15 protein-coding genes are annotated in these 24385 nt (G+C 65.6%); 4 read left to right on the top strand and 11 right to left on the bottom strand.

Translation table 11 applies throughout. From position 1 onward, the window contains the following. The first annotated feature begins 110 nt into the window (after window positions 1–110). Complete coding sequence (locus C793_RS0110600; protein WP_017430919.1) at window positions 111–740, top strand: SDR family oxidoreductase; 630 nt, start codon at window positions 111–113, stop codon at window positions 738–740. Here the strand turns inward: C793_RS0110600 and C793_RS0110595 are convergent, their stop codons facing one another. Further along, window positions 741–1514 carry a DUF1499 domain-containing protein gene (locus C793_RS0110595; RefSeq protein WP_017430918.1) on the bottom strand — a complete coding sequence of 258 codons (774 nt, stop codon included), beginning with the start codon at window positions 1512–1514 and terminating at the stop codon, window positions 741–743. A gap of 168 nt (window positions 1515–1682) precedes the next feature. Between C793_RS0110595 and C793_RS0110590 the strand changes: the two genes are divergently transcribed. Next, the gene (locus tag C793_RS0110590) at window positions 1683–2741 is read left to right on the top strand and encodes an NAD(P)-dependent alcohol dehydrogenase (RefSeq protein WP_017430917.1); all 1059 of its coding nucleotides are present in this window, start codon (window positions 1683–1685) and stop codon (window positions 2739–2741) included. A 25-nt stretch (window positions 2742–2766) separates the two neighbouring features. On the opposite strand, the gene C793_RS0110585 is transcribed toward C793_RS0110590, so the two are convergent. Beyond that, window positions 2767–3669 carry a glycerophosphodiester phosphodiesterase family protein gene (locus tag C793_RS0110585; protein WP_017430916.1) on the bottom strand — a complete coding sequence of 301 codons (903 nt, stop codon included), beginning with the start codon at window positions 3667–3669 and terminating at the stop codon, window positions 2767–2769. Window positions 3670–4036: 367 nt separating this feature from the next. Between C793_RS0110585 and C793_RS0110580 the strand changes: the two genes are divergently transcribed. Further along, window positions 4037–5026: an IS481 family transposase gene (locus tag C793_RS0110580; protein WP_017429113.1), complete on the top strand. Its 990-nt coding sequence runs from the start codon at window positions 4037–4039 to the stop codon at window positions 5024–5026. Here the strand turns inward: C793_RS0110580 and C793_RS0110575 are convergent. From C793_RS0110575 to recC, 5 genes are all read right to left on the bottom strand, one after another. Further along, complete coding sequence (locus C793_RS0110575; protein ID WP_017430915.1) at window positions 5005–5964, bottom strand: bile acid:sodium symporter family protein; 960 nt, start codon at window positions 5962–5964, stop codon at window positions 5005–5007. The genes C793_RS0110580 and C793_RS0110575 overlap by 22 nt on opposite strands. A gap of 53 nt (window positions 5965–6017) precedes the next feature. Beyond that, entirely contained in the window at window positions 6018–6695 is a 678-nt protein-coding gene (locus C793_RS0110570; RefSeq protein ID WP_017430914.1) for a FadR/GntR family transcriptional regulator, read from the bottom strand. Window positions 6696–6944: 249 nt separating this feature from the next. Next, entirely contained in the window at window positions 6945–9080 is a 2136-nt protein-coding gene (gene recD, locus C793_RS0110565; RefSeq protein WP_017430913.1) for an exodeoxyribonuclease V subunit alpha, read from the bottom strand. Next, complete coding sequence (gene recB, locus C793_RS0110560; RefSeq protein WP_026106240.1) at window positions 9077–12805, bottom strand: exodeoxyribonuclease V subunit beta; 3729 nt, start codon at window positions 12803–12805, stop codon at window positions 9077–9079. The genes recD and recB overlap by 4 nt, the downstream gene beginning before the upstream one ends. Next, the gene (recC, locus tag C793_RS13885; protein ID WP_017430911.1) at window positions 12802–16440 is read right to left on the bottom strand and encodes an exodeoxyribonuclease V subunit gamma; all 3639 of its coding nucleotides are present in this window, start codon (window positions 16438–16440) and stop codon (window positions 12802–12804) included. Before recC ends, recB begins: the two co-directional genes overlap by 4 nt. Window positions 16441–16680: 240 nt before the next feature. Between recC and ilvD the strand changes: the two genes are divergently transcribed. After that, window positions 16681–18363, top strand: coding sequence for a dihydroxy-acid dehydratase (gene ilvD, locus C793_RS0110550; protein WP_017430910.1), 1683 nt, complete (start codon window positions 16681–16683; stop codon window positions 18361–18363). 35 nt (window positions 18364–18398) lie between these two features. Here the strand turns inward: ilvD and C793_RS0110545 are convergent, their stop codons facing one another. The 4 genes from C793_RS0110545 to C793_RS0110530 form a co-directional block, all read right to left on the bottom strand. Continuing rightward, window positions 18399–21521: a molybdopterin dinucleotide binding domain-containing protein gene (locus C793_RS0110545; RefSeq protein WP_017430909.1), complete on the bottom strand. Its 3123-nt coding sequence runs from the start codon at window positions 21519–21521 to the stop codon at window positions 18399–18401. Continuing rightward, window positions 21514–22719 (bottom strand): NrfD/PsrC family molybdoenzyme membrane anchor subunit, encoded by a 1206-nt coding sequence (gene nrfD / locus C793_RS0110540; RefSeq protein ID WP_017430908.1) that lies wholly within the window; start codon window positions 22717–22719, stop codon window positions 21514–21516. Before nrfD ends, C793_RS0110545 begins: the two co-directional genes overlap by 8 nt. Continuing rightward, window positions 22703–23479, bottom strand: a complete 777-nt coding sequence (gene dsrO, locus C793_RS0110535; protein WP_017430907.1) for a sulfate reduction electron transfer complex DsrMKJOP subunit DsrO — start codon at window positions 23477–23479, stop codon at window positions 22703–22705. The genes nrfD and dsrO overlap by 17 nt, the downstream gene beginning before the upstream one ends. Window positions 23480–23930: 451 nt before the next feature. Continuing rightward, complete coding sequence (locus tag C793_RS0110530; protein WP_017430906.1) at window positions 23931–24212, bottom strand: helix-turn-helix domain-containing protein; 282 nt, start codon at window positions 24210–24212, stop codon at window positions 23931–23933. Window positions 24213–24385: the final 173 nt, after the last annotated feature.

The raw sequence follows: 24385 nt of genomic DNA, 5'->3' as shown, positions 1-24385 counted from the left end.
TCGCCAGCTGCGGTTCGCCATTCGCAGTTGGCGATGCGCAGTTAAAAAGATGCGCAGTTAAAAAACCGTGCAGGCAGTAAAACACAGAGGCCACAGAGGCAGGAGAAAGTATGACAACGCTGGTAATCGGAGCCAACGGCCAGATCGGCAGGCAGTTCTGCGAGCGTGCTCGCCGGGCCGGCGAGCCGGTCAAGGCGATGGTGCGCCGGGAAGAGCAGGCTGAATGGTTTGCCGAGCGCGGTATCGATACCGTGGTGGCGGATCTCGAAGGTGATTTCACCCATGCGTTTGACGGCTGCGACGAGGTGCTGTTTACCGCCGGTTCCGGCCCGCATACCGGGCCGGAAAAAACGCTGCTGATCGATCTTTACGGTGCCATGCGCGCCGTGGATATCGCCGCCGAAAAGGGGGTTGAGCGCTTTATCATGGTCAGTGCCATCCGTGCCGAAGACCCCATGGCCGCGCCGGAAAAGCTGCGCCCCTACATGGCGGCCAAATACGCCGCCGACGCTCACCTGCGTCAGGCCACGGTGCCCCACGCTATCCTCAAGCCCGGCCGCCTGGTCGATGAACCGGCCAGCGAGCGCTTTGCGGCCAGCGTGGAGGAAGCCGGCGAGAACCGTATTTCCCGCGACAACGTGGCCGTGGCGCTGCTGCATACGGTGCAGCAAAAGGCGCTGGCCAACGCCGAGTTCACTCTGCTGGACGGTGAGCGCGGCGTGGCCGACGTCATGGCCTGATTAGCCCTGGTCGAGACGCGCTTTCAGCGACGTCAAAAACGCATGTACCCGAGCGGCGTTGGTGCCCACGTCGCTTTTGCCCAGCCGCGAGGCCGAGCGCATATCCACCCGGGTCATGCCATCTTCGTCGCGCAGGCGCACTACAACGTCGTCCTTGAAGCCGAACCAGCGCGTGGTCGCCGTGGCTTCAAGGCGCCGAGTGTCGACCTCGGCCAAATCCCAGCCGGCGGCCTGCATTTCTGCTCGTGCCGCAGCAAGAACGGTTTTGACCGGCGCCGAGAGCGTTAGCGGCTGGATTTCCGGGTAGGCTTCACGCTGCTGCCTGGCCGTGCTGTTGCCAGGGTAGTCCACCTCGTTGGGCGCATCGTCGCGGGCGTCGGCCACGGCCTCGAAGGCCGGCGGGTCGTCCGTGTCGGTGGTGATGTCGTGAATCGCGGGCACCGCCTGGGCGCGCTGCCAGTGCTGCCAGGGCACGTACATCATGGCCGCCGCGGCGGCAATCACCAGCGCGGCGGCGAGTGCCGGGACGAAGCGGCGCCTAAATACCCCGGCGATCAGCGTTATCAGCCCCACTGCCGCCGCCGCCAGGGCGGTGTAGGTGGCGTAGCGCAGCAGGCTGAAGGCGTTTCCCAGCTCCACCAGCTCGGTGCGGTAGGCCGGGCCTGCCACGGCCAGCAACAGCCCGGCAGCGAGCAGCAGAATGACGCTCGCCCAGGCCAGCCGGCGCGGCCAGAGGCTTTTGCTCGGACGGTCGATAATGGGTTGGTGTGCCATGCAGGATCCCTTATCAAAGTGAAGATTTGTATAATTCAAAGTTCAGTCGTGTACAGCTTGGCAGCCGAGTGTCAGAATTGCACGCGTTGACGCACGCCAGCCGTGCGGCTGTACTTTCTCAAGAGCGTTTTGTTTTCAAGAGCATTTTAGTTTCAGGAGTATTGCGCCATGAGTCAGGTAAAAGCCTACGCCGCCCACACCGAGGATACGCCGCTGGCGCCGCTGAACCTCCAGCGCCGCGAGCTGCGCGACGACGATGTGGCCATCGAGATTCTATACTGTGGGGTTTGCCACAGCGATCTGCATCTGGCCCGCAACGACTGGGGATTCACCCGTTATCCGCTGGTGCCGGGGCATGAAATCGTCGGCCGGGTGACGGCAACGGGCAGCGATGTGACGCGCTTTACTGCCGGTGACATGGTCGGTGTCGGCTGCATGGTAGACGCCTGCGGCGAATGCAAGGCCTGCTACAACGGCGAAGAACAGTATTGCCTCAACGGCACGACCATGACCTATGGCAGCGATGATCGCCACGACGGCACCATGACCCAGGGCGGCTATTCCGGTGCGATTGTCACCCGGGAAGATTTTGTCCTCAGGATGCCCCAGGGCATCGATCCGGCCTCGGCCGCTCCGCTGCTGTGCGCGGGTATTACCACCTATTCGCCGCTGCGCCATCACGGCGTGGGCAAGCGCCACCGGGTCGGCGTTATCGGCATGGGCGGCCTGGGGCACATGGGTGTGAAGCTTGCCCGAGCGCTGGGCGCCGAGGTGACGCTGTTTACCCGCTCCGAAGCCAAGGTGGCAGAGGCCAAGCGCAACGGTGCGCACCATGTCGTGGTGTCCTCCGACGAGGCGCAGATGGAAACCGTGGCCGGCACCTTTGATTTCATGCTGGACACCGTGCCCGTGGCCCACGACATCAACCCCTACCTGGATGCCCTCAAGTACAACGGCACGCATATTCTGGTGGGGTTGATCGAACCCATTGAGCCGACGATTCACGGCGCTCGCCTGATCGGCAAACGCCGCGCCGTTGCCGGCTCGCTGATCGGCGGTATTGCCGAAACCCAGGAGCTGCTGGATTTCTGCGCCGAGCAAGGGATTACCTGCGACGTGGAAATGCTCGATATCCACAACATCAACGAGGCCTACGCGCGCATGGAAAAGGGCGACGTGCGCTACCGCTTTGTTATCGATATGGCGACGCTCAAGGGCGCCGCCTGAGGTACCGGCTCCCGGCCGCGCGGGGTTAGCGCGTCAGCTCGATCAGACGGTCGGGATGGTTGGTGAATATGCCGTCAACGCCCCAGTCCAGCAGCTGCTGCATGTCGTCGTGGTCGTTGGCGGTATAAACGTGTACGCGCAGGTCGTTATCCTGCGCCTGGTGCACAAAATCGGCATCGATGACCGCCTTGCCGTCGTAGCGGACGTTGGTCCCGATGGCGACGGCGTAGTCGGCAATCGCCTCAAAGTCGGCGTCTTCGATGCGGTTCGGCCCCGGTGTCACGCCGGTCCACTCCTCAAGCCGGCCGTCTTCTTCCTCGCTTTCGTCATCCGGGTAGTACCACAGCAGCTGCACCAGCGGCAGCGCAGGGCTCTGTTGGTGCAGCTCAAGCAGGCTTGACCGGTTGAACGACTGCACCAGCACGCGCCCGGACTGGATCATCTCGTATTCCTTGAGTTTGGCCAGCAGGGCCTCTTCAAGCCCGGGGTTCAGCTCGGGCGACTTCACTTCGATGTAGTAGCGGGCGTCGTAGCCGAAGGCGTCAAACACCTCTTCCAGCGTTGCCATACGGGCGCCGGCAAACGCCGTATCGGCGCGTTGCGGATGGGCTTCGTTGAACCAGCTGCCCACGTCCAGCGCCTTCAGCTCGGCCAGCGTATGGTCGTTGATCGCACCGCTGCCGTCGCTGGTGCGCTCGATATCGTCATCGTGGAAAACCACCAGCTTGCCGTCGGCGGTCAGCTGGGCGTCCATTTCCAGGTAGTCCGCGCCCTGGTCCTGCGCCAGGCTAAAGGCGTCAAGCGTGCTTTCCGGCGCATGGCCGCTGGCACCGCGGTGGGCGATGACCTGAAACTCCGCCAGGTCGTCGTGCTGCTGCTCGAGTGCCGGCGACGCGGCCAGCACGGGTGCGGCCATGCCGGCGACCATCAGGCAGGCCAGCGCCGAGCGAGTCAGCGTGGCGCGCAGTGACGTGGAAGGCAGTGATGTGGAAGGCAGTGCTATGGAAGGTAATACAGCGGGAATAAGTCGACGATGCGGCGTCATACGCTAAGCCTCTTGAAGATATTCATTGAACGATCAATCAATATCCTACACGGCCGGCATGGCAACGACCAGACGTGCTGCCGGGCGCGACCGACTACTCGCCGTGCGATGCAGCCTCCGCCGGGGCCTGCCGTTCCGCCTGAATCCGGCTTTCGTAGCTGTAGGGTCCCTGATGATCAAATGAGTGATAGAAGTTACCCTCTGCTGATAGCAAGAGAGCTTCTACAGCAGTTCATCCGGGAGCAGAGACATGGACATCAAGCTGCATAAGCAGGCCACCACCACACCAAAGATCCGTGCTGACATCCAGGCAGCGCCCGCCAGCATCAGCGATAGCGAGTTGGCGCGCCAGTACGGTGTTGGTGATTCGACGATACGCCGTTGGCGGTACCGCGACGATGTTCATGATCGGTCCCATACACGCCATAACCTGCTGGCTACGCTCACGTCCGAGCAGGAGGAAGTGCTGATCGCCGCTCGCGAGTTCCTGCGCCTCGGTCTGGATGACTTGCTCGTCGTGGCACGTGAGTTTCTGAATCCTCGGTTGTCACGCTCCGGCTTGCATCGCATGCTTAAGCGCCGTGAGGTGCCGACACTCGCGGAACTGGCCCGTCAGGATGCCGGAGATGATGGCAAGCCTCGGCACAAGCCCTTCAAGGACTACGAGCCTGGGTATGTGCATGTCGATATCAAGCACCTGCCCCAGATGCCCGACGAGGAGCAAAAGCGCTACCTATATGTTGCCATCGACCGTGCCACACGTTGGGTCTATCTGGAAGTCAGGCGCAGCCAGTCCGCCAGGGATGCCAAGGCGTTCATGAAGTGTGTGGAGGAAAAGGCGCCCTTCACGATCCAGACGGTGCTGACTGACAACGGCAAGTCGTTCACCGATCGCTTCACGCGGGCAGGTGAGCGCAGGCCCAGCGGCCGCCATCCCTTCGATCTGGAGTGCCAGGCCCATGGTATCGACCATCGCCTGATCAAGCCGGGAAGGCCGCAGACGAACGGTATGGTAGAACGGTTCAACGGCCGCATCAGCGACGTGCTGGCCACCCGGCGCTATACCTCAGGCGAGGATCTGGAGCAGACGCTCAAACGCTACGCTTGGCTGTACAATCACCACATCTCGCAGAAGGCACTGCATCATCAATCACCGATTGCGGCGATGAAGGAGTGGCAGGCCAAGCGACCTGAGTTATTTACCAAGCGGGTTGTTAATCACACGGGACCCGACACGTAGCGGCGAGCGATGACGGCGCCGACCAGAATCTGGATCTGGTTGTAGCACATGATCGGCAGCACGATCATGCCGAATCCTGGGTTGCCGGCAAACAGCACCTTGGCCATGGGCAGTCCGGAGGCGAGGCTTTTCTTCGAGCCGCAGAACACCACGGCGGCCTCGTCCGCGAGGCTGAAGCCGAAGCGCCGCGAGACCAGGCGCGCCAGCGTGATTACCACCGCCAGCAACAGCCCGCACAGCGCAATGGCGGCGAAGATCGCCAGCAGCGGCAGCTTTTCCCAGAGCCCGCCAACTACCGATTGCGAGAAGGCGGTATAGACGATCAGCAGGATCACACCCTGATCGTAGCGGCCGGTCAGCGACTTGTAGCGGTAGAGCAGGCCGCCGATCAGGGGGCGCAGGGCCTGACCGGCGGCAAAGGGCAACAGCAGCTGCAGGATAATGTCCCGCAGCGCCTCGCCCACCGCGAAACTGCCGCCGGATGAGCTGACCAGCAGAATCAGCAAAAACGGCGTGAGCATCATGCCGAAGACGTTGGAGGCCGCCGCGCTGCAGATGGCTGCCGGCACGTTGCCGCGTGCCATGGCGGTAAAGGCAATCGACGACGAGACTGCCGAGGGCAGCACGCCCAGGTATAAAAAGCCTACTGCCAGATCGTCGGGGATCAGCGCCGGCGCCAGCAGCGTGACGGGCAGCACCAGCAGCGGAAAGACAATAAACGTCAGCGTCACGATGACGAGATGGAGCCGCCAGTGCATGGCGCCGTTGAGCACTTCGTCCCGGGAGAGGGCAGCGCCGTGAAGAAAAAACAGCATGGCCACGGCGAAAACGCCGGCATGGTCCAGCCAGCCGGCAAGAGGCGGCCGAGCGGGGAAAAACGACGCCAGCGCAATGGTGGCCAGCAGTATCAGCGTAAAGGGGTCGAGGCGTGGACGCATGGGAGCTCCTTGTGTCGGGCCGTTTATGTGGACCCGCTGTCTCCGGGATGGGGTCAGGCAGTTGTGTTAAGTGCCTCAAGGCTGGGGGCCAGCATGGCGCGGGCGGTGCGTTCGGCAGCATCGGCATCGCCACGGTCAACGGCATCCAGCAGGGCAGCGTGCTCGGCGTGGGACGGCTCGGGGAGGTGCCGGCTGCGTTCGGTTTGCTCGATGGTGTCGATAACCGAGTGGGCAAAATACAGGTATAGCGTTGTCAGCGCCGGGTTATGCGCGGCGTCCACCACCGCCAGATGAAAGCGCTCGTCGTGGCGGATGCGTGCGGCAACGTCGTCGCCGGCGTCTTCCCGGGCTTGCAGCGCCTCGTGCATGGTTCGCAGGTCGTCGTCGCTGCGGCGCATGGCGGCCAGGCGCGCGGCGTCGGCTTCCAGCGTCTGGCGGACTTCCAGCTGATCGCGCAGCCGGGCGCGTTCCACCGCGCGAAGCGTATCGCCGGCGCCGCGCAGGGCGCGCACAAAGGTGCCCGCGCCCTGGCGGGTTTCCAGCACGCCGGTATGGCAAAGCACGCGCACGGCTTCGCGCACGGTATTGCGGCTGACATCAAACGTGGCGGCCAGCTCGGCTTCTACCGGCAGGCGCTCGCCCACCGCCCAGCGACCCTGTTCCAGAGCGGCTTGAAGGTGTTCGATGACTTCATCGACCCGGGAAGATCGGTGGCGGCGCGGGTGGGTCATGGCGTCAATTCTCGTGTATTCATCGGATGATTGGTCATCCTATGATTTTTTGCCGCCAAAGCCAAGCGGTTCAGTACCATTCACCTGGGACAAGCAGCCCGGGACAGGCAGCCCCGGATAGGCAGTCAAGCCCGGGCCGATGGTGACCGCGCCCGGCTCGGCTGTGGTCAGCCGCTGTTTTCAACCCTTTTTTTCAATCCTTGCTTTCAACCGCGCTGTTGCGGGCGCCGGGCGCTTCCGGCGCTTCTGTTACGTCATGTCGCTGAGTCCGCTGACCCGGATCACCCGGCGCTGGACGGCCTCGTTGAGTATGCCCTTTCCCGCTTCTATTAGGGTGAGCCATCGCCGGGCGCGGGTCATCCCGGTATACACCAGCTCCCGGGTGAGCACCGGGCTGGTGCTGTCGGGCAGCAGCAGGGCGGTATGCTCAAACTCCGAGCCCTGAGACTTGTGCACCGTCATGGCAAACACCGTTTCGGTGGCGTGGAGCCGCGACGGTAAAACCCAGCGGATGGGCGCCTCCTGGTCGCCCGAGGGAAACGCCACCCGCAGTCGCTGCTGGCCGTTTTCCACCACGTTAAGCGCCATGCCGATATCGCCGTTCATCAGTTTGAGGCTGTAATCGTTTTGGGTGACCAGCACCGGACGTCCTTCGTACCAGCCGTGTTCCAGCGCGGCATCGCCGGCGCTGATAAGGCCCTGCTGGCGCAGCAGTCGGGCAATTCGCAGGTTCAGCTCTTCAACGCCCCAGGGGCCCCGGCGCAGCGCGCACAGCAGCTGAAAGTGGCCGTAGGCGTCAAGCACCGCGCTCGCCCAGGCGCTGTAGGCCTCGGTCTGCTGAGTCAACTCGGTTTGACCACGAGGGCGCTGCTCTTCCAGCACGGTCAGATAGTGCCGGTAACCCCTCCGCGGTGCCTCGCGGTCGAGCCGGTTCGCGCTCGTTTCTGCCGGGCCGCCGTCGAGCACCAGCTTGTTGAAGGCCTGGCTGTGCTCGTCGTTGAGCGACAGGTGGTGCAGGTCGGCGTAGCCGTGGTTCAGCACCCGGCTTACCGTTGGGCCGGACGCACTGTTGATCGCCCGAGCCAGCTGGCCGATGCCGCTGTCTTCGCCAAAGCGATAGCTGTGGCGCAGCATGGCGATGGCCTGATCCAGCGGCTGGCCGTCGGGGTCCAGATAGTCGTTCGGCAGCGGCTGGCCGGTGGCCCGGGCAATCCATTCGGCCGTTGCCGGTGTGTAGTGGCCGGCATCGGCACGGCGGCAGAGGTCGCCGAGGACCGCGCCGGCTTCCACCGAGGCCAGCTGATCCTTGTCGCCCAGCAGTACCAGGCGGGCATTGTCCGGCAGGGCGCGAAGCACGGCGGCGAGCATTTCGATATCCACCATGGAGGCTTCGTCGATCACCAGGACATCAAGGCTCAGGGGGTTGTCGGCATGGTAGCGAAAATGCCGAGTATCCGGCCGCGCGCCGAGTAGCCGGTGCAGGGTGCTAACTTTATCCGGAATGGTTGCGCGTAGTGATTCGTCAACGGGCAACTGACTGACTTGCCTGGCAATGGACTCGCCAAGCCGGGCAGCGGCCTTGCCGGTGGGCGCGGCCAGGCGAATATCCAGCGGGGCGGCGTCGCTTTCGGCCTGCTCCAGCGTCTGCAGCAGCGCCAGCAGGCGCACCACGGTGGTGGTCTTGCCGGTGCCCGGCCCGCCTGTGATTACGGCAAAGGGCTGCCGGGCCGCCAGCGCGCAGGCGGCTTTTTGCCAATTGAGCGAGCCGGCGTTGGCGTCGGGCGCGCCAAATAACGTGTTCAGGGTGCGCCGGGTCAGGTCTGCGTCGTCCTCTGTTGGCTGGCTGTCATCGGCCCGGGCCAGCCGGCGGCTGATCTCGGCGTGCAGCGTTTGTTCGTACTGCCAGTAGCGGCGCAGATAAACTCGCGTGGTCCGGCCATCGTCTTCGCGGACCAGCGGCGAATTACCCGGCCCCTCGCCCATCAGGGCGGGATGTGGCAGGGCCGCTTGCCACTCGGCCAGCGTCAGCGTGGCCAGCAGTTCGCCGGGCAGCGGCGGCGGATCGTCGGGGGTATCACCATCGGGCGGCAGCGACAGCGCCCGGTCGGGCTCGGCCAGGATCGCCGCCAGATCCAGGCAGACGTGGCCCTGGCCCTGCTGGTGGCTGGTCAGGGCCGCCGCGAGCAGCAGCAGCGGCGGCGCCTGCTCTGCCTCGGCGTCGAGAAAGCGCACCAGAGCGCGGTCAAGATCCCGAAGCCAACCCTGTCGCACCCAGGCGGTCAGCAGGGTTAAAAGCGCCGCGGTGTCGTCCAGCGCCGGGTGCCGCCGGGAAGGGGCGGGGCTGTCCGGCGCCCGGGCCGGCGTGGTCGTGGAGGGCTGGCTCATGGGGAAACCTCTTCCTGAGTCGAGCGATGGGGAGAATCATCGGCAGGCGAGCCGGCAAACAGCGCGTCCAGCGCATTGACCAGGCCGGCCGTGGCAGGCTCGGCGTGCACGCCCCGGGCCGGCGTTCCGCTACCGCGTAGAAAGACGGTCATGGCGCCGCCCAGATGCTGTGCCGGGTCGTAGTCGGGCAGGCGGGCTTTCAGCAGCCGGTGCATGGCCAGCAGGTACAGCGCGGACTGGACGTCGTAGCGTTTATTCAGCAGCGCCCGGCGCATGGCGTCGGGGGTATAGGCCTCGTCGTTGTTGCCGAGATAGTTGGATTTCCAGTCCAGAACGTAAAATCGTCCGTCGTGGGCAAAGGCCAGGTCGATAAACCCCTTGAGCATGCCGTTGAGGGTGTCGCGCTCCAGCGCCGGGCGCTCCTGGCCGGTAAGCAAGTGCTGACAGACAATACGGTCAAGCGCCAGGGTATCCACCTGACCGGCGGCAAACCAGAACTCCAGCTCGACCTGGTAGTCGGCAAGCTCGGTGAGCGTCACGTTCCTCGCCGGCGCGGAGGCAGGCAGCGGTAAGCGGGCGCTCACAAGCTCGCTCAGCCAGTCGGCCAGGGCGTCATGCCAGCGTTGCCAGCCGCGCAGCTGAAGGCGTCGGCGCAGCGTATCGTGCAGCGCGTCGGCGTTTTGCGGCACAGTGGCAAAGCCTTCGCGTCCGGCCCATTCCAGCAGGCCGTGCAAAAAGGTGCCGGGGCCGGGGCCGCGGGGAAAGCGGTGCAGATGCGCGGCGGGCTGGCCGGTGGCCTGGTCGTCCCGGGGTTCATCCAGCACTTCCAGCGCCGTGGCGTCCTGCGCCGTGGCCGGCTCGGCAGCCGCGGGCGGTATTTCGGCGGGCCGGGTGAGAGCGCCGGACAGCGTTAGCGCCGAGTAGCTGGCGATCCACCAGTGTTCCCTGGCGCGTCGCGCCGGGGTGCGTGCCGCGATCAGGGCGGCGTCATCCCGGGGCGGGATAAAACGCTCGTCGCTGGCTTCCGGCACTGCCGCAACGCGGATCGGGCCGTTGGTGGCGAGGGCGTCCAGTGCGTCGTTTTCCACGGCTCTGCCGGCCAGCAGGTGCCCCAGGGCGCGTTCGTCCATGTGCTCCAGCGGGGCCACGCCGAGCCAGACGGCATGGCGGGCTCGGGTCAGCGCCACGTAGAGCTTGCGCATGTCTTCGCCCAGGCGTTCGCGGTCGGCGGCGGCCAGGGCGTCGTCATCGGGGTCCAGATGCAGGCGAAGCGTGCCGTCGGCGTCGTGCCGGCGCAGGGGCGTATCGTCCTTTTTGGCGGGCCGGTAGTTGGCGATAAATGGCAGAAACACCAGCGGATATTCCAGCCCCTTGGCCTTGTGAATGGTGACCACCTTGACCAGGTCGGCATCGCTTTCCAGCCGCAGGCGGTGGCTGTCGCCGTAGCGTTCGGGGTCGGCAATGGCCTCGTCGAGGAAACGCAGCAGCGCCTGCTCGCCGTCGAGTTCCTGGCTGGCTTCCTGCAACAGCTCGCCCAGGTGCAGCAGGTCGGTGAGCAAGCGCTCACCGCTGTCGTCTCCGGCGCTGTGCTCGTTCTGGCCGAGCAATCGGGCGGGAATGGCAAAGTCCACCATGATACGGCGCAGCAGCGGCAGCACGCCCCGGCGCTGCCAGAGGCGATGATAACGGTGAAACTGCTCGATCCGCTCTTCCCGGGCGAGCTCGTTGTGCATGAGCCGGTCCAACGCTTCCAGACTCAGGCCCAGCGCCGGCGTGGCCAGCGCCGCGCGCAGCCGTGACTGCGCCTGGCGGGAGCCCGCCGGCGGCTCGCTGCAGGCGGCCAGCCAGTGCGCTACCTGCGGCGCCATGGGCGAGCTGAAGACCTTGTCGCGGTCGGACAGATACACGCTCCTGACCCCGCGACGGGCCAGCGCCTGGCGAATGGCGCGCGCTTCGGTGCCGTTGTTGACCAGCACGGCCATATCCGACGGCTGCAGCGGTGTAAGCGTTTGCTCATCGCGGAAGCCCGCTCGCTGCTCGCGACCGGCGTTGAGTAGGCTGACCATGTGCGAGGCGCAGCCGCTGGCCATGATGTCCTGATACACACCCTTGCCCAGCGGTTTGCCGTCGTCGCTGTTCAGCTGCCAGAAGGTCATGGCGGGCAGGGTCTCGCCGTCCAGCGTGAGCTGTTCGTCACGGCCGCGGGCATCGACGCGGTGGAACGGCAGCGGGTTATCGTTGCCCTGGCGGAACAAAAATGCCCCGCTGGCCTGGTCATCGGCGTAGGCAAGGCAGTGATTGACGGCCTCGACCATGGCCGCGCTGGAACGGAAATTCTTGCCCAGGGTGACATGGCGGCCGGCGGTGTCCCGACGCGCCTGCAGGTAGGTAAAGATATCCGCCCCGCGAAAGGCGTAGATCGCCTGTTTGGGATCGCCGATGAGCATGATGGCGGTGTCCCGACGCGGCGTGGCCACTTCGTAAACGGCGTTGAAAATCCGGTATTGCACCGGGTCGGTGTCCTGAAATTCGTCGATCAGCGCGACCGGGAACTGCTGCCGGATCTGCTCGGCGAGCGCCTCACGGCCCGGGCCCTGGAGCGCGCGGTCCAGGTGGGTGAGCAGGTCGTTGGGGCCCATCTCGGCACGGCGCTCCTGTTCGCTTGCCAGACGCGCCCGGCACCAGTGCACGGCGTGGGTCAGCAGGTCGGCGCGCGGCTCGGGCAGGGCATCCAGCGCCTCGGGCAGGGCCGCCAGCGCCTGCCAGGCCTCGGGGCAGGGCGGCTCGCCGTCCTTCCAGATCTCGGCCATGCCGTCCGGGGTCAGTCGCTGCCAGGCGGCATCGGTCAGCGCGGGACGATCGGCGGCCTCGTTCCCGCTCCACTCGCGCAGCGCGCCCAGCCAGTTTTTGCGGCTGTTGGACTTGAACTTGCGGCCGTCGAAGGCCTTGCGGCCGGCCGCGTCTTCCAGCGCGGGCTCCAGCTCGTCGAGCCAGGCCGGCCAGGGCGCTTTCAGCTCGTTGAGTAGCCGGGTGCGTTCGGCCTCTGCCTCGCGGAGCGTCCGCTCCGGCGGCGGGGCGTCGGGCAGCGCATCGCTTTCGTTCAACAGGTTGCGCAGCGCCTGGTACAGCGCCTCCGGCGAGTCCCAGTGGCGGCTGATTTGGCCCAGGGTAGCGGCGTCCAGCGGATAGTAAAAACAGCGCCAGTAGTCGCGAACTACCTCCTCGATCAGCTCGCTCTGGTCGTGTTCGAGGTCCAGCGAAAACAGGCTGCCGCTGTCGAAGGCGTGCTCTCGCAGCATGCGGTAACACCAGCTGTGAATGGTGGAAACCGCGGCTTCGTCCATCCACTCGGCGGCCAGCGCCAGACGCCGGGCACAGGCGATCCAGGTATCTTCCGGGTACTGGCCGCGCAGGTTCAGCAACAGCGGGTCCAGGGCGCTATCGTCGGCGTCGGCGAGAAACGCATCGGCGGCCTCCACCAGGCGGGTGCGAATGCGTTCGCGCAGCTCCTGGGTGGCGGCGTTGGTAAAGGTGACGACCAGAATTTCCGGGGGCGTCAGCGGGCGCACAAAGGCGGTGTCATCGTCGGGCCGATGGCCGCCGAGTACCAGGCGGACATAAAGCAGCGCGATGGTAAAGGTTTTGCCGGTACCGGCGCTGGCTTCCATCAGGCGGCTGCCGTGCAGCGGCAGCGTCAACGGGTCAAGGGTTGCCGAGGTCATCATCTGTCTCCCGCAGCGGCCTGCGGCGCCGGCCGGTGTTTGACATGGTGGTACAGCGGGGCATACAGCTCGTCGGTAAGACGGGCAAAAGTATGGCCGTGCCGGCTTTCGGCCGCATGCAGCCGATCGAACGTCGGCCACTGGTGGGCCAGGTAGGCGCTGCGGTCGACGTCGCCGGTGTGCCGGTAGCCGCTTTCATAGACGGCGCGGGCAGCGTCGGCCGGGTCCCGTCTGCCGGTATCCGCCGTTTCCAGCCAGGCAAAGGCGGCCGGCGCCGACAGCGGCAGCGGCGCGGTCATGGCATCGCGCCAGTAGGTCATCAGGGTTTCGAGGTGCCGATGCGCGTCATCGGCGTCGAGCGGTGCCAGGCGGACGTGCCCCGCCCGGGAAAGCAGCTGCGTGGTCATGGGCCCGGCCAGGTTGCCGGCGATATGCGCTACCCAGGGCCGAAGCAGCTGATCCCAGCGGTATTTTTTCTGCTTGATGAGGCTCGAACTGGAGAGAATCAGCCGGCAGTAGCTGCCGTCCGCCGCCTGGCGCAGCTCGCCGAGCTGATCGCTGAACGTCAGCGGCGCGTGGTCGTCGGCGGCGTCCAGGTGATGATGCACCTCCCGGGCGTCGTCAACGGTAACGGGCCATTCATCCAGCGCCTCGGCATAGGCGGCGAAGAGGTCGTCCATGGGATCGGCCAGCGAATCGCGCATACGCTCGCCCATGCCGCCGTAGGCCAGCACGCCCTGGCCGGCAAAGCGGGTCAGGGTGGCCTCCAGCGCCTCGGTGCGCGATTCGCCGCGGTCTACCGCGCGGCGCTGGGCGGTAATCAGGCGATCCTGAAGCTGCCAGTTTTCCAGCCCGCTCAGGGTAAAGGGCTCCAGGTCGCGTTCGGCGGCGTCTTCGTGCTCGAAATAGATCCCCAGGCGATCGTTGAAAAACGCCCGGACCGGGTTGCGCAGAAAGCGGGCGAGGGCCGCCAGCGTCAGAGCCCCGTCCGGGGCCCAGGCGGCGAGCGGCGCTGTGTTTGCCGAGTGCTCGCGGTTGGTCGTCGGCGCGTGCGTATCGGGCGCCTGCTGCTGTTTTTCAGGGCCCTGGTCGCGGTGGGCCTGCTGCCATTCATGCACATGGGTCAGCAGCCGGGCGCTGGCCGGCGAGGCGTCGGCAGGCGGCTGAAAATAGGCGCGGCTGAACGGCTGCAGCGGGTGCTGAGTGGTGATGGCGTCGAGCAGCGGCAGGCCGCTCGCGGTCGACCAGCCGGCGGCCAGGTGGTCGCGCAGCTGGCCCACCAGCACCGAGGGCGGCAGCGGGGCATTGTCGATCTGGCTGCGCCCGACCCAGCTGATGTAAAGCTGGTCCCGGGCCGAGAGCAGCGCTTCCAGAAACAGGTAGCGGTCGTCTTCGCGCCGCGAGCGGTCGCCGGGGCGATAGTCCTGGCCCATGAGGTCAAAATCCAGCGGCGGCTGCGAGCGCGGAAAGTCGCCATCGTTCATGCCCAGCAGGCAGACGCGGTTGAATGGAATGGCGCGCATGGGCATCAGGGTGGCGAAGTTGACCGCGCCGGCCAGAAAGCGCTGCGACAGGCTGTGTTCGTCAATCTGCGACAGCCAGTGTTCGCGCACCATGGACAGTGGCAGCGCGTCGTCGAGTCGAGCTTCACGAGTGCTTTCCCAGAGCTGTTCGAGCCCGTTTTCCAGGCTGGCCACCAGGGCGGTTTCCCCGGCGTCGTGGGTGGTGAAAAACGTCTCCAGCAGGGTGCGCAGCCGGGTGACCCAGGCGTCGGCGTTGGCCGGCCGGCAGAGGATTTGCCAGGTGTCTTCGAGCTTTTCCAGCAGGGTGGCCAGCGGGCCGGCCAGGGCGGCGTCGAGCCCGCCGATATCGTCGTAGGGTTCGATACCCTGCCAGCGTTCACCGCCGCCGGTGGCATAGCCCAGCAACAGGCGGCGCAGGCCGAACGCCCAGGTGTTGTGTTCCAGCCCGCCGGGCAACGCCAGGTGCTCGCGCTGTTCGGCATTGAGCCCCCAGCGGATGCCGGCGTCCTCGATCCAGCGGGTCAGGGTGGGCAGGTCCTGTTCGTCCAGGCCAAAGCGCTGGCGCAGAGCGGGCACTTCCAGCAGCTCCAGCACGTCGCTGACCGACAGGCGCAGCTCGGGCAGGCGCAGCAGCTTTTCCAGCGCGATCATCAGCGGCTGGCGCTGGCGGGTGGTCTGGTCCGACAGGGTGAACGGAATATGGCGGGCATCGCCTGGCGGGTACTGGCCGAATACCGCGTCGATATGGGGCGCGTAGCAATCGATATCCGGCACCATGACGATAATGTCCCGGGGCCGCAGGGTCGCATCGGCGCTGAAGGCCGCGAGCAGCTGGTCGTGGAGAATTTCCACTTCGCGCTGGGCGCCGTGGGCCACATGAAAGACCAGGGAGTCGTCGCTGTCGGCCTCCACCGCGGGCCAGTGGCGACGGGTCTCGTCGAGGGGGCGCAGCTCGCGGATATCATCCTGCAGCTGGCTGAGCAGACGCGGGGCTTGAGGGTCGTTGAACGGCTCGAATATGTCGATGCGCAGCGACTGCTGCTCGAAAAGCGGCCGGTAGTCGTCGGTATCGTCGTGTTCGTCGAGCAGGCGCAGGTAGTCCCGGCCCTGCTTGCCCCAGGCCGCCAGCAGCGGCTGGGCGTGTAGATGCAGAGCGCCGTCGGCATCGTTGGTACCGAGGACGTCCAGCTCGCCGGGCTGGCCGACCTTGCGTTCCTGACGGTAGCGGGGGGCGCGGAGCAGGTCCTTGTGCTCGATAATGTCGGCCCAGTAATACTCGCAGGGGTTGTGCACGCAGAGCACGACCTGGCAGCAGCGCGACAGCGCCGCCAGCGCCTCCAGCGTTTGCCGGGGCAGCGAGGAAATGCCGAAGATGATCAGCCGGCGGGGCAACTCCGGCGGGCGGGTCTCGGGGGTCAGCGTTTCGGCGGCGTCAAGAAAGCGCCGGTGGACTTCGGCCCGGCTGCTGGCCAGCCCGCTGTCGCCCTGGGTGGCGGCGACATCGTCGCGCAGCGCCCGCCACAGCGCCGGCTGCCAGCGCTGATGCTCGGCCAGCGGCCGGGCCTCTCCTCGGGCGGTAATCAGGACATCGTCGCCACGGGCCCAGGCGTCGAGCCAGTCGGCGCGGTAGACCTGGTACTGGTCAAACAGATCGGCCAGCCGTTCGGCCAGCTGATAGTGCTTGCGCTGGTCGCGGTCGGTTTCCAGAAAGCGGGCCAGGGGCGCAAATTCGGGCTGCTCGGCCAGCGTGGGCAGCAGGCGCAGCAGCCGCCACACCAGCCGCGATTTGTCGAACGGCGAGGTTTCGGGAACGCCGGCCTGATCGCCTGGCGCATGCTCAAGCACGGTACGGTAGGATTGCCATAGAAAGCGCGCGGGCAGCGTTACATCCAGCGCGGCGGCAATGCCGGCGCCGCCGTCCTGGGCATCTGCCGCCAGTGCGAGCTTGAGCCACTGACCGATGCCGTTGCTCTGGACCAGCAGGGTTTCGTTTTCCAGGGGTGCCAGGGGGTGGCGGCGCATCCACTCAATGGTCAGCCCGCGCAGGTCTTCCAGACGGTTGGCGTGTACCACCATGAAACCGGGAGTCAGCGGCGGGGCGGTCAGCAGTGGCATGGCGGTGTTCCTTCACGGCGTGGACAATGGGCCCATGGTGCCATAGACGCATGTATTGCGGGAGGCGCCTAATGGCACCAGGCTATAGCGCTGTATTATCGCCAGGCGCGCCATCAGCATCCCCGGGTCAATAAAGAGCTCGTAAAACGTTTCAATACAACACGTCGATAAAACGGGCCACGACAAAACGGGCCAGGCAAACAGACCGGCAACAACGGGTCAAAAACAGGAGAAACCATCATGACCGATCAGTCCGACAGTTCACGTCGCTATTCCTCCCAGGTAGTGGACGGCGTGGGCAAGTCGGCCAGCCGCGCGATGCTGCGCGCGGTGGGTTTTAACGACGACGATTTCAACAAGCCTCAGGTGGGCGTGGCCTCGACCTGGAGCATGGTCACCCCGTGCAACAGCCACATCGGCGAGCTCGCCGAGCACGCCCGGGACGGCGCCGACGCCGCCGGCGGCAAGGGGGTGATTTTCAACACCATCACCATCTCCGACGGTATTGCCAACGGTACCGAAGGCATGAAGTATTCGCTGGTGTCCCGCGAGGTGATCGCCGACTCCATCGAGTCGGTTGCCGGCTGCGAGGGCTTTGACGGCGTGGTAGCCATCGGCGGCTGCGACAAGAATATGCCCGGCTGCCTGATGGGACTGGCGCGGCTGGATCGCCCGAGCGTGTTTGTCTACGGTGGCACCATCCAGCCGGGCAGGGGGCACACGGATCTGGTATCGGTGTTCGAGGCCATGGGCGCGCACTCCCGTGGCGATATCGACCGCATCGAGCTCAAGAACATCGAGGAAGAGGCGATTCCCGGCCCCGGCTCCTGCGGCGGCATGTACACCGCCAATACCATGGCCTCGGCCATCGAGGCGCTGGGCATGAGCCTGCCGGGCAGCTCGGCGCAGAATGCCGTTTCCCGCGACAAGCGTGACGACTGCGAGGCCGCCGGCGATGCCGTGCTGACGCTGCTGGCGCGCGACATCAAGCCCTCGAGCATCATGACCCGGGAGGCGTTTGAAAACGCCATCACCGTGGTGATCGCGCTCGGCGGCTCGACCAACGCCGTGCTGCACCTGATCGCCATGGCCCGCACCGTGGGCGTGGATGTATCGCTGGACGACTTTACCGCGATCGGCAAGCGCGTGCCGGTGGTGGCCGACCTGCGCCCCAGCGGCTACTACATGATGAGCGAACTGGTGGCGATTGGCGGTATCCAGCCGCTGATGAAGCTGCTGCTGGACGCCGGTATGCTCCACGGCGACTGCCTCACCGTCACTGGCCGGACGCTGGCCGAGAACCTCGCCGAGGTGGAGGGCTACCCCGACGCGCAGCAGATTATCGCGCCGCTGGACAAGCCGCTGAAGGCCGAAAGCCACCTGCGCATCCTCCACGGCAATCTCGCGCCGGAAGGGTCGGTGGCCAAGATTACCGGCAAGGAAGGCACCCACTTCCGCGGTACGGCGCGGGTGTTCAACTCCGAGGAAGAGGCCCAGGCGGGCATCAACGACGGCACCGTAGTGGCCGGCGACGTGGTGGTGATCCGCTACGAAGGGCCCAAGGGCGGACCGGGCATGCGCGAAATGCTCACGCCGACGTCGGCGATCATGGGTCGCGGGCTGGGCAACGACGTGGCGCTGATTACCGACGGACGCTTTTCCGGCGGCAGCCACGGCTTTGTGGTAGGTCATGTCGCCCCGGAAGCCTTCGACGGTGGTCCGCTGGCGCTGGTGGAGGATGGCGACATCATCACCATCGATGCCGAGGCCAACACCATTGATGCGGCCATCGGCGGGGAAGAGATCGAGCGCCGCCATGCGGCATGGCAGCGCCCGGCGCCGCGCTACAGGAAGGGCGTGCTGGCCAAGTATGCGCGGCTGGTAAGCTCGGCCAGTACCGGGGCAGTCACCGACGAGGACTGACGCCCGCGGGCGTCAGTCCAGCGCTGGCGCCCGGGTCAGCCCTCCGCGCGGCTAACGCGGATGGGCAGTCCCTGGCGTACCGAGGCGCCGCTGACGCCTTCCAGCCAGGTGCCCGCGACATCGCGGGTGGGGTCGGCAAAGCCGAGGTCGTTGATGCTGATGCCGGCACCAACCCAGTCGTTACCGGCGAAGGCTTCGCCGTCAATCCGGTGCTCGCTGGCGCCCAGCTCGGTGTGGCCGAAGCTGTGCTCGATGCCCAGCGCGCCTTTCATCACGCCGTCGCTGACCAAGGCCAGCGCCAGGGCATCGTTGCCCGGGCTTTCGATGCGCACGGTATCGCCGTGGGCAATGCCGTGACGCGCGGCGTCGTCGGTGTGCATCAATACCGGGTTGTACGGCTTGATCATGCGCAGCCGCTCGAGGCCGATGGCGTACGAGTTCATCACGTTGGACTTGTAGGAGAACGCCAGCAGTGGCCAGTCGTCTTCCGGGTATACCTCACGCATCGCGGTGCCGTCGGCAAAACGCGGTTCCTGCAGGCAGGGAGTGCCCGACAGGCGCTCGCCGGTCTGGCTGTTGAAGGTTGTACCCACCTGGGGGTTATACACGCACAGCGCGCGTGACCAGGCGTGGGCGAGCTTCTTGTCGCCGTCAAAGGCGTCCTCGTGGTCTTCAAAGCGCCCGCCACGGGCGTACAGGTACGCGACTCGGCTGCGCTCTTCCACCGGCAGCGTACGTGTCAGCTTGGGCAGCAACGGCTCGATGCCGCTGTGCTGCACGTCGCTCTTGCTGGCTTCGGGTAGCGGCTCGCCCATGTAGGCAATGTTGGCCGCGGCGCGCAGGAAGAAGTCCTCGGCGCGGTTGAGCGGATGCAGCTCGCCATTGGCGTCGGGGATGGCCTTGTCGCCGAAGCCCGGCAGCCCCAGCTGCTTGGCCGTAGCGATGAAGAAGCTCTCCATGCTGATGGGTTCGCCTTCGGCGGTCTTGTCCTGACGCGGCTCGACAATCGGCCAGCAGGCGGTGGTCATTTTGGTCAGGGTGCCGCTCCAGGCGCCGGTAAAGCCCCATACCTCGTACATCACCGAATCCGGCACGATGTAGTCGGCGTAGCGGTTGGTTTCGTTGATGAAACCGTCAACCGCGACGAACAGTCCCAGGTTTTTGGGATCCTTGAGCTTGTCGACAATCGTGGTGTGCAGCCCGGCCTGACCGTACAGCGGGTTGGCCATGCAGCCGATTACCGCCTTGATCGGGTAGGGGTAGCCATCCAGCGCCGAGGACAGCTGCTCGGTGAGGATCGGCGGGGCCAGCGGCCGCCAGGGCGCGCGGGCCGGGTAGGGGTTCTCGCCGGCGTCGACCTTGCGCTGATACTCGGAGGTGTCCTCGTAGGCAAAGCGTGTGCGCGAGACGAATACGCCTTCCGGGCCGCGCTTGCCGGGGAAGTCTGAAAGGTCGTAGCGCGGGCCGCTGCCGGTGCCGTTGAACTTGCCGCCGCCCAGCGCGGCGCCGCCCTGGCGGTTGAAGCTACCCGCGAGCAGGTTGAGCATCATCAGCCCGTAGGCGCCGTAAAAGCCGGTGGCCGACATCATGCCGCCGTGGGTATCGACCACGGCGTCGCGGCCGTAGGCGGCAAAGCGCTCGGCGATGTGCTTGATGACCCGGGCATCGATGCCGCAGTGCTCGGCGTACTCTTCGATGCTGTGCTCGTTGGCGGTGTCGCGCAGTTTGACCAGGCTGCTTTTGACGCTGATGTTGCCGTCGGCTGTTTCGTCGTTGCCGGGAATGACGATGTCACGCTCGACAAACAGCGTGGCCTGGCGCACCTCGCGGCTGGGCTTCAGTTCGCCGTCGCGATTCACGACCATGACGTCGTCGGCATCGCTGCCGGCTTCGACGTTGCCTTCGAGCTTGCCCAGGTCCGAACGGCGCAGGAAGTGCCCCCGGCGCGGGTGTTCCTCGGTTTCGATGACCAGGTGGGTGGCGTTGGTGTGGCCGTTTTCGTTGGCGGCTTCGGTCGCTTCGGGGCTGGGCATGGCCAGGTAGTCGGCGGCGTAGGCTTCGTGCTCGATGAGCCACTGGATCATGGCCATCGCGAAGGCGGTGTCGCTCGACGGACGAATCGGCACCCAGCGGCTGCGTTCGCCGGCTGCGTGGGAGGCGCTGGCGTTCAGGCCGGGGTCGACGACCACGTAGTCGAGATTGCCGGTGGCGCGCGCCTCGGCCAGCAGGCGCCCCTGACGCTTGAAGGGGTTGCCCGCCTGGCTGGGCGCCGTGCCGATGAACAGCGCAAACTTCGCCCGGGTATAGTCGGGTTTGACGTGGGCAAACTTGGCCATGTCGTCCAGCAGCGCGCCGGAGCCCATGCGAAACGCCAGGCCGCAGTAGGAGCCGTGGTGGCCGTAGTTGCGCGTGCCGAAGGCGTTGAAGCCAAAACGCTTGAGGATCGCCGAACGACCGTAGTCGGTGGCCTCCATCATCAGCAGCTGGTTGGCCTTGGGGCCGTACTCGGGGTTGTCGGCATCCACGGGTTCATCGTGGTTGTGGATGGCGCGCAGGCCGTCGACCTGGCCCTCGCCGAACAGATCGCCGCCTTCGCAGATTTCCTCGATGAGGTCTTCAAAGGCGATGCGCTCCCAGCGCCGCTCGCCGCGGCCGCCCACGCGCTTCAGGCAGTGGGTAACGCGGTGGGGGCTGGTGATCTGGCCGATCATGGCGTTGCCCCGGGCGCAGGTGGTCGAGCGCCCGGCAAGCCCCTGTTCCTCGTAGGCGCTGACGCTTTTCAGCGCGTCAGCAACCGGCGTGTGCATGGGCAGATGCGGCTCGCTGGAAAGGGGATGGTAGGGGTTGCCGATACTGCGCAGCACCTGATCGCTTTCGTTATCCACCCGTACCCGCACGCCGCACTTGGTGGTGCAGCCGTAGCACACGGTAAAGGCCATGCGCTGGTCGGGGTTCAGGGTCAGCTCACCGGACTTGAGATCGACGGTATATTCCGGTGCCAGGGAGTTGCCGTGGATATGATGGTCGGGCTTTTCCCCGGCGCTGCCGGATACGCCCTTGGCCATCTTGACCAGCGGGCCGGAATAGCCGGCGGCGAAGGCGGCGGCACCGCCGGTCGCGGCAGCGCCCTTGAGCAGACGACGACGAGAGTTATCCATGGCGGACTCCTTGTGAATCAGCAGAGGCGGAAGCGCTGGACGCCGGTGCGTCGGTCGCCGATGAATGATCAGCGGGGGCCGGGGCATCGCGCCGAGGGTCGAGGGAAGCCTCGCGCCAGGGGACGAAGAGTTCGATCAGCAGCAGGGCAGTGAGCCAGAGGCCGAAGATGCCGATGACGCCGGTCAGGCCGTAGGAGCCGAGGGCGATCTCGTAGTCGTGAAAGCCGGCGCTGTTACGCGCTACGGTCTGCACGTTCATCAGCACGACCCAGCGGAACATCCAGGCGACGTGCAGGGCGAGCAGCCCGAGTATCCAGCCAAAGGCCTTGCGGCGTCCCGGGGCACGGCGGACCAGAAAGGCCAGCACGGCGAGCAGGACTCCGGCGGTGCCGCCCTCGATGGCGGTCGTGCGCCAGGCCGAGCTCTGGTCGACCGAATCCAGCGCCGCGGCGACCGAGCCGGAGACCGCGTTGGCGCCGTCGAGGAACCAGGTCAGGGCGATGAAGCCCGCGACCACGCAGGCGCCTGCCATGATGCCCAGCATCTGCCGGTTGGTATCGGCATTACGCATGCCGGAAAGCCGGTTGAGGAACAGGATCAGACCGCAGACGCCGATGGCGCCGGTGGCCACGAACATCGGCGGCAGCCAGGCGGTGTGCCACAGCGGGCGGCCCTTGACGATGGCGACTTCGGCGCCGGTATAGATCATCATGCCCAGCGAGGTAGCCAGTGCCGCCAGCCCGACCAGCACCATGACCTTGCGCGATACCTGCCAGTTGCCCCAGGCAATCCAGCCGGCAATGCGCGAAAACCAGCTGTCGTTCGCCTGGCTGCGCGCCTTGAGCGCCGGCCGCCAGGCCAGCCAGGCCAGCAGCACGGTACATACCAGGTGCAGCGGCAGCAGAAAGCTACCGATGGACATCCACGACCAGGGCGTGGGGTGGGCGTAAAAGTGCCAGAAGCGTAGCGGCTGGTGCAGGTCGGCCAGCAGCGCTACCGGGGCGACAAGCGTGGTGGACACGCAGGCCAGCAATGCCAGCCGCGAGGTATTAAGCCAGCTTTGCTTGCCCAGGATGATACCCGGCGCCGCGACCCAGAGGCTGGTGTACGACAGCGCGATAAGAAAGAAATACTGTACCGCCCAGGGGTACCAGGCGATGCCATAGCGCGGAACGACGACTTCAGTGACCAAACTCATAGCCCAACTCCTTGCCGGCTTCGTTGATGACATCCCAGATGCCGGGTTCGGCCTCGGGGCGCTGCGTGAAGCGCTCGTCCATGCCCAGGTAGAACACCTGAGGCACGGTGCCCTTTTCCGGCTGGAGTACCATCAGCTCGTCGCGGTGTTTTTCCATCATGCGGCTGATTTCGCTGTCCGGATCACGCATGTTGCCGATCATCCGCGCGCCGCCCACGCAGGATTCAACGCAGGCGGGCAGCAGCCCGGCTTCCAGACGGTGGGCGCAGAAGGTGCACTTGTCTGCGGTCTGGGTCTTTTCGTTGATGAAGCGCGCGTCGTAGGGGCAGGCGTTGACGCAGTAGGCGCAGCCCACGCAGCGGTCGTTGTCGACTACCACGATGCCGTCCTGGCGCTGGTAGGTCGCCTGTACCGGGCAGACCGGCACGCAGGGCGGGTTGTCGCAGTGGTTGCAAAGCCTCGGCAGCATGAAGGTGGCGACTTCGCCGGTGTTTTCTTCTTCGACTTCAAACTGCGACACGATGGTGCGGAAATTGCCCAGCGGGGCATCGTTTTCGATGTGGCAGGACACCGTGCAGGCCTGACAGCCGATGCACTGGCGCAGGTCGATGAGCATACCGTAGCGTTTTGTGGGGTCCCCTTCGCGGCGAGCAGGCTGGTCGTTGATACCGGCGCTGGCCACGCTGGACCAGGGTACCATGGCGGCGCCTGCGCTCAGGCGTGCCAGCTGTCCGAGAAGTGAACGGCGTATGGGATCCATAGCGCCTCCTTGGTAGGGCAGCTCTGAGGCTGCATCAATGAATCGTCGGGTTGTGCTTAGACTACGCCATTCGTATTGGGGAAAAGTTGATGCTCATCAAAGGTTTATATCAGCATTTTTAATGCCTACTTAATCGACTCGGTCAGGTGTTTGTTTCCCCTGGGGTTTTTGCCTGGCTGCCGAACGGCTGCGAGAAAATTTCCGGTGGTTCTGGAGGAGTATTGGAGCGTTTTTTGGCGGGGTTTGGCGGCCGGAGCGAATATCGATCCGCCTGGCAATAAAAAAACCAGTGCATTGCACTGGTTTTGCCGGGTTTCATATCGGAGTGTTTATGCCGGAGTGTTTATGCCGGAGTTTTCATGCCGGGGGCTCATGGGCGTGAGCACCGTGGCGTCGCTGCGTACTCCAGTCCGGTAGGCGAGCAGGCGGCGTTGTGCGCCGCCGCGATGATTCAGCGCAGTGGCGCCTCCGTTTCCAGCGTGCGGTGCAGGACGTTGAGCTCATCGGCGTGAAGGTGCTCAAGGCGGCCGGCCAGCAGGTCGCCGACCTTCTGTACCGGCAGCCCGGCGCGACGGGCAATCTCGCTGCTGCCGAGGTCGGATACGGCGATCAGGCGGGTGACGAGCCGCATCAGGCGCGTGCGGTTTTCCAATTCCCTGACGTCAAAATCGTCAGGGCCGGTTCGTGGAGGGTCGGTCAGTTCTGCCTGGGCAGACGAAGAGGCCGTGCTCATGAGGCTCCAGTAATGACAAATGGCACCCGTAACCATGACGCCGGGGCGGCGGGTTTTCAATATGCCAGCGGGGAAAAATCGTCTTTTTGCTGCGCGCCGCCCGGGCCAGGCTGGTAGACTGATTTTTTGTGCCCGAGGCGTTTTCGTCGAAAGCGCTCGGGCGGTCCGCCGCT

This window comes from Vreelandella jeotgali Hwa, assembly GCF_000334215.1.
In the GTDB taxonomy this organism is placed as follows: domain Bacteria; phylum Pseudomonadota; class Gammaproteobacteria; order Pseudomonadales; family Halomonadaceae; genus Vreelandella; species Vreelandella jeotgali.
Note: the sequence above shows the minus strand (reverse complement) of the source record. Positions and strands in the feature narration are given on the sequence as shown.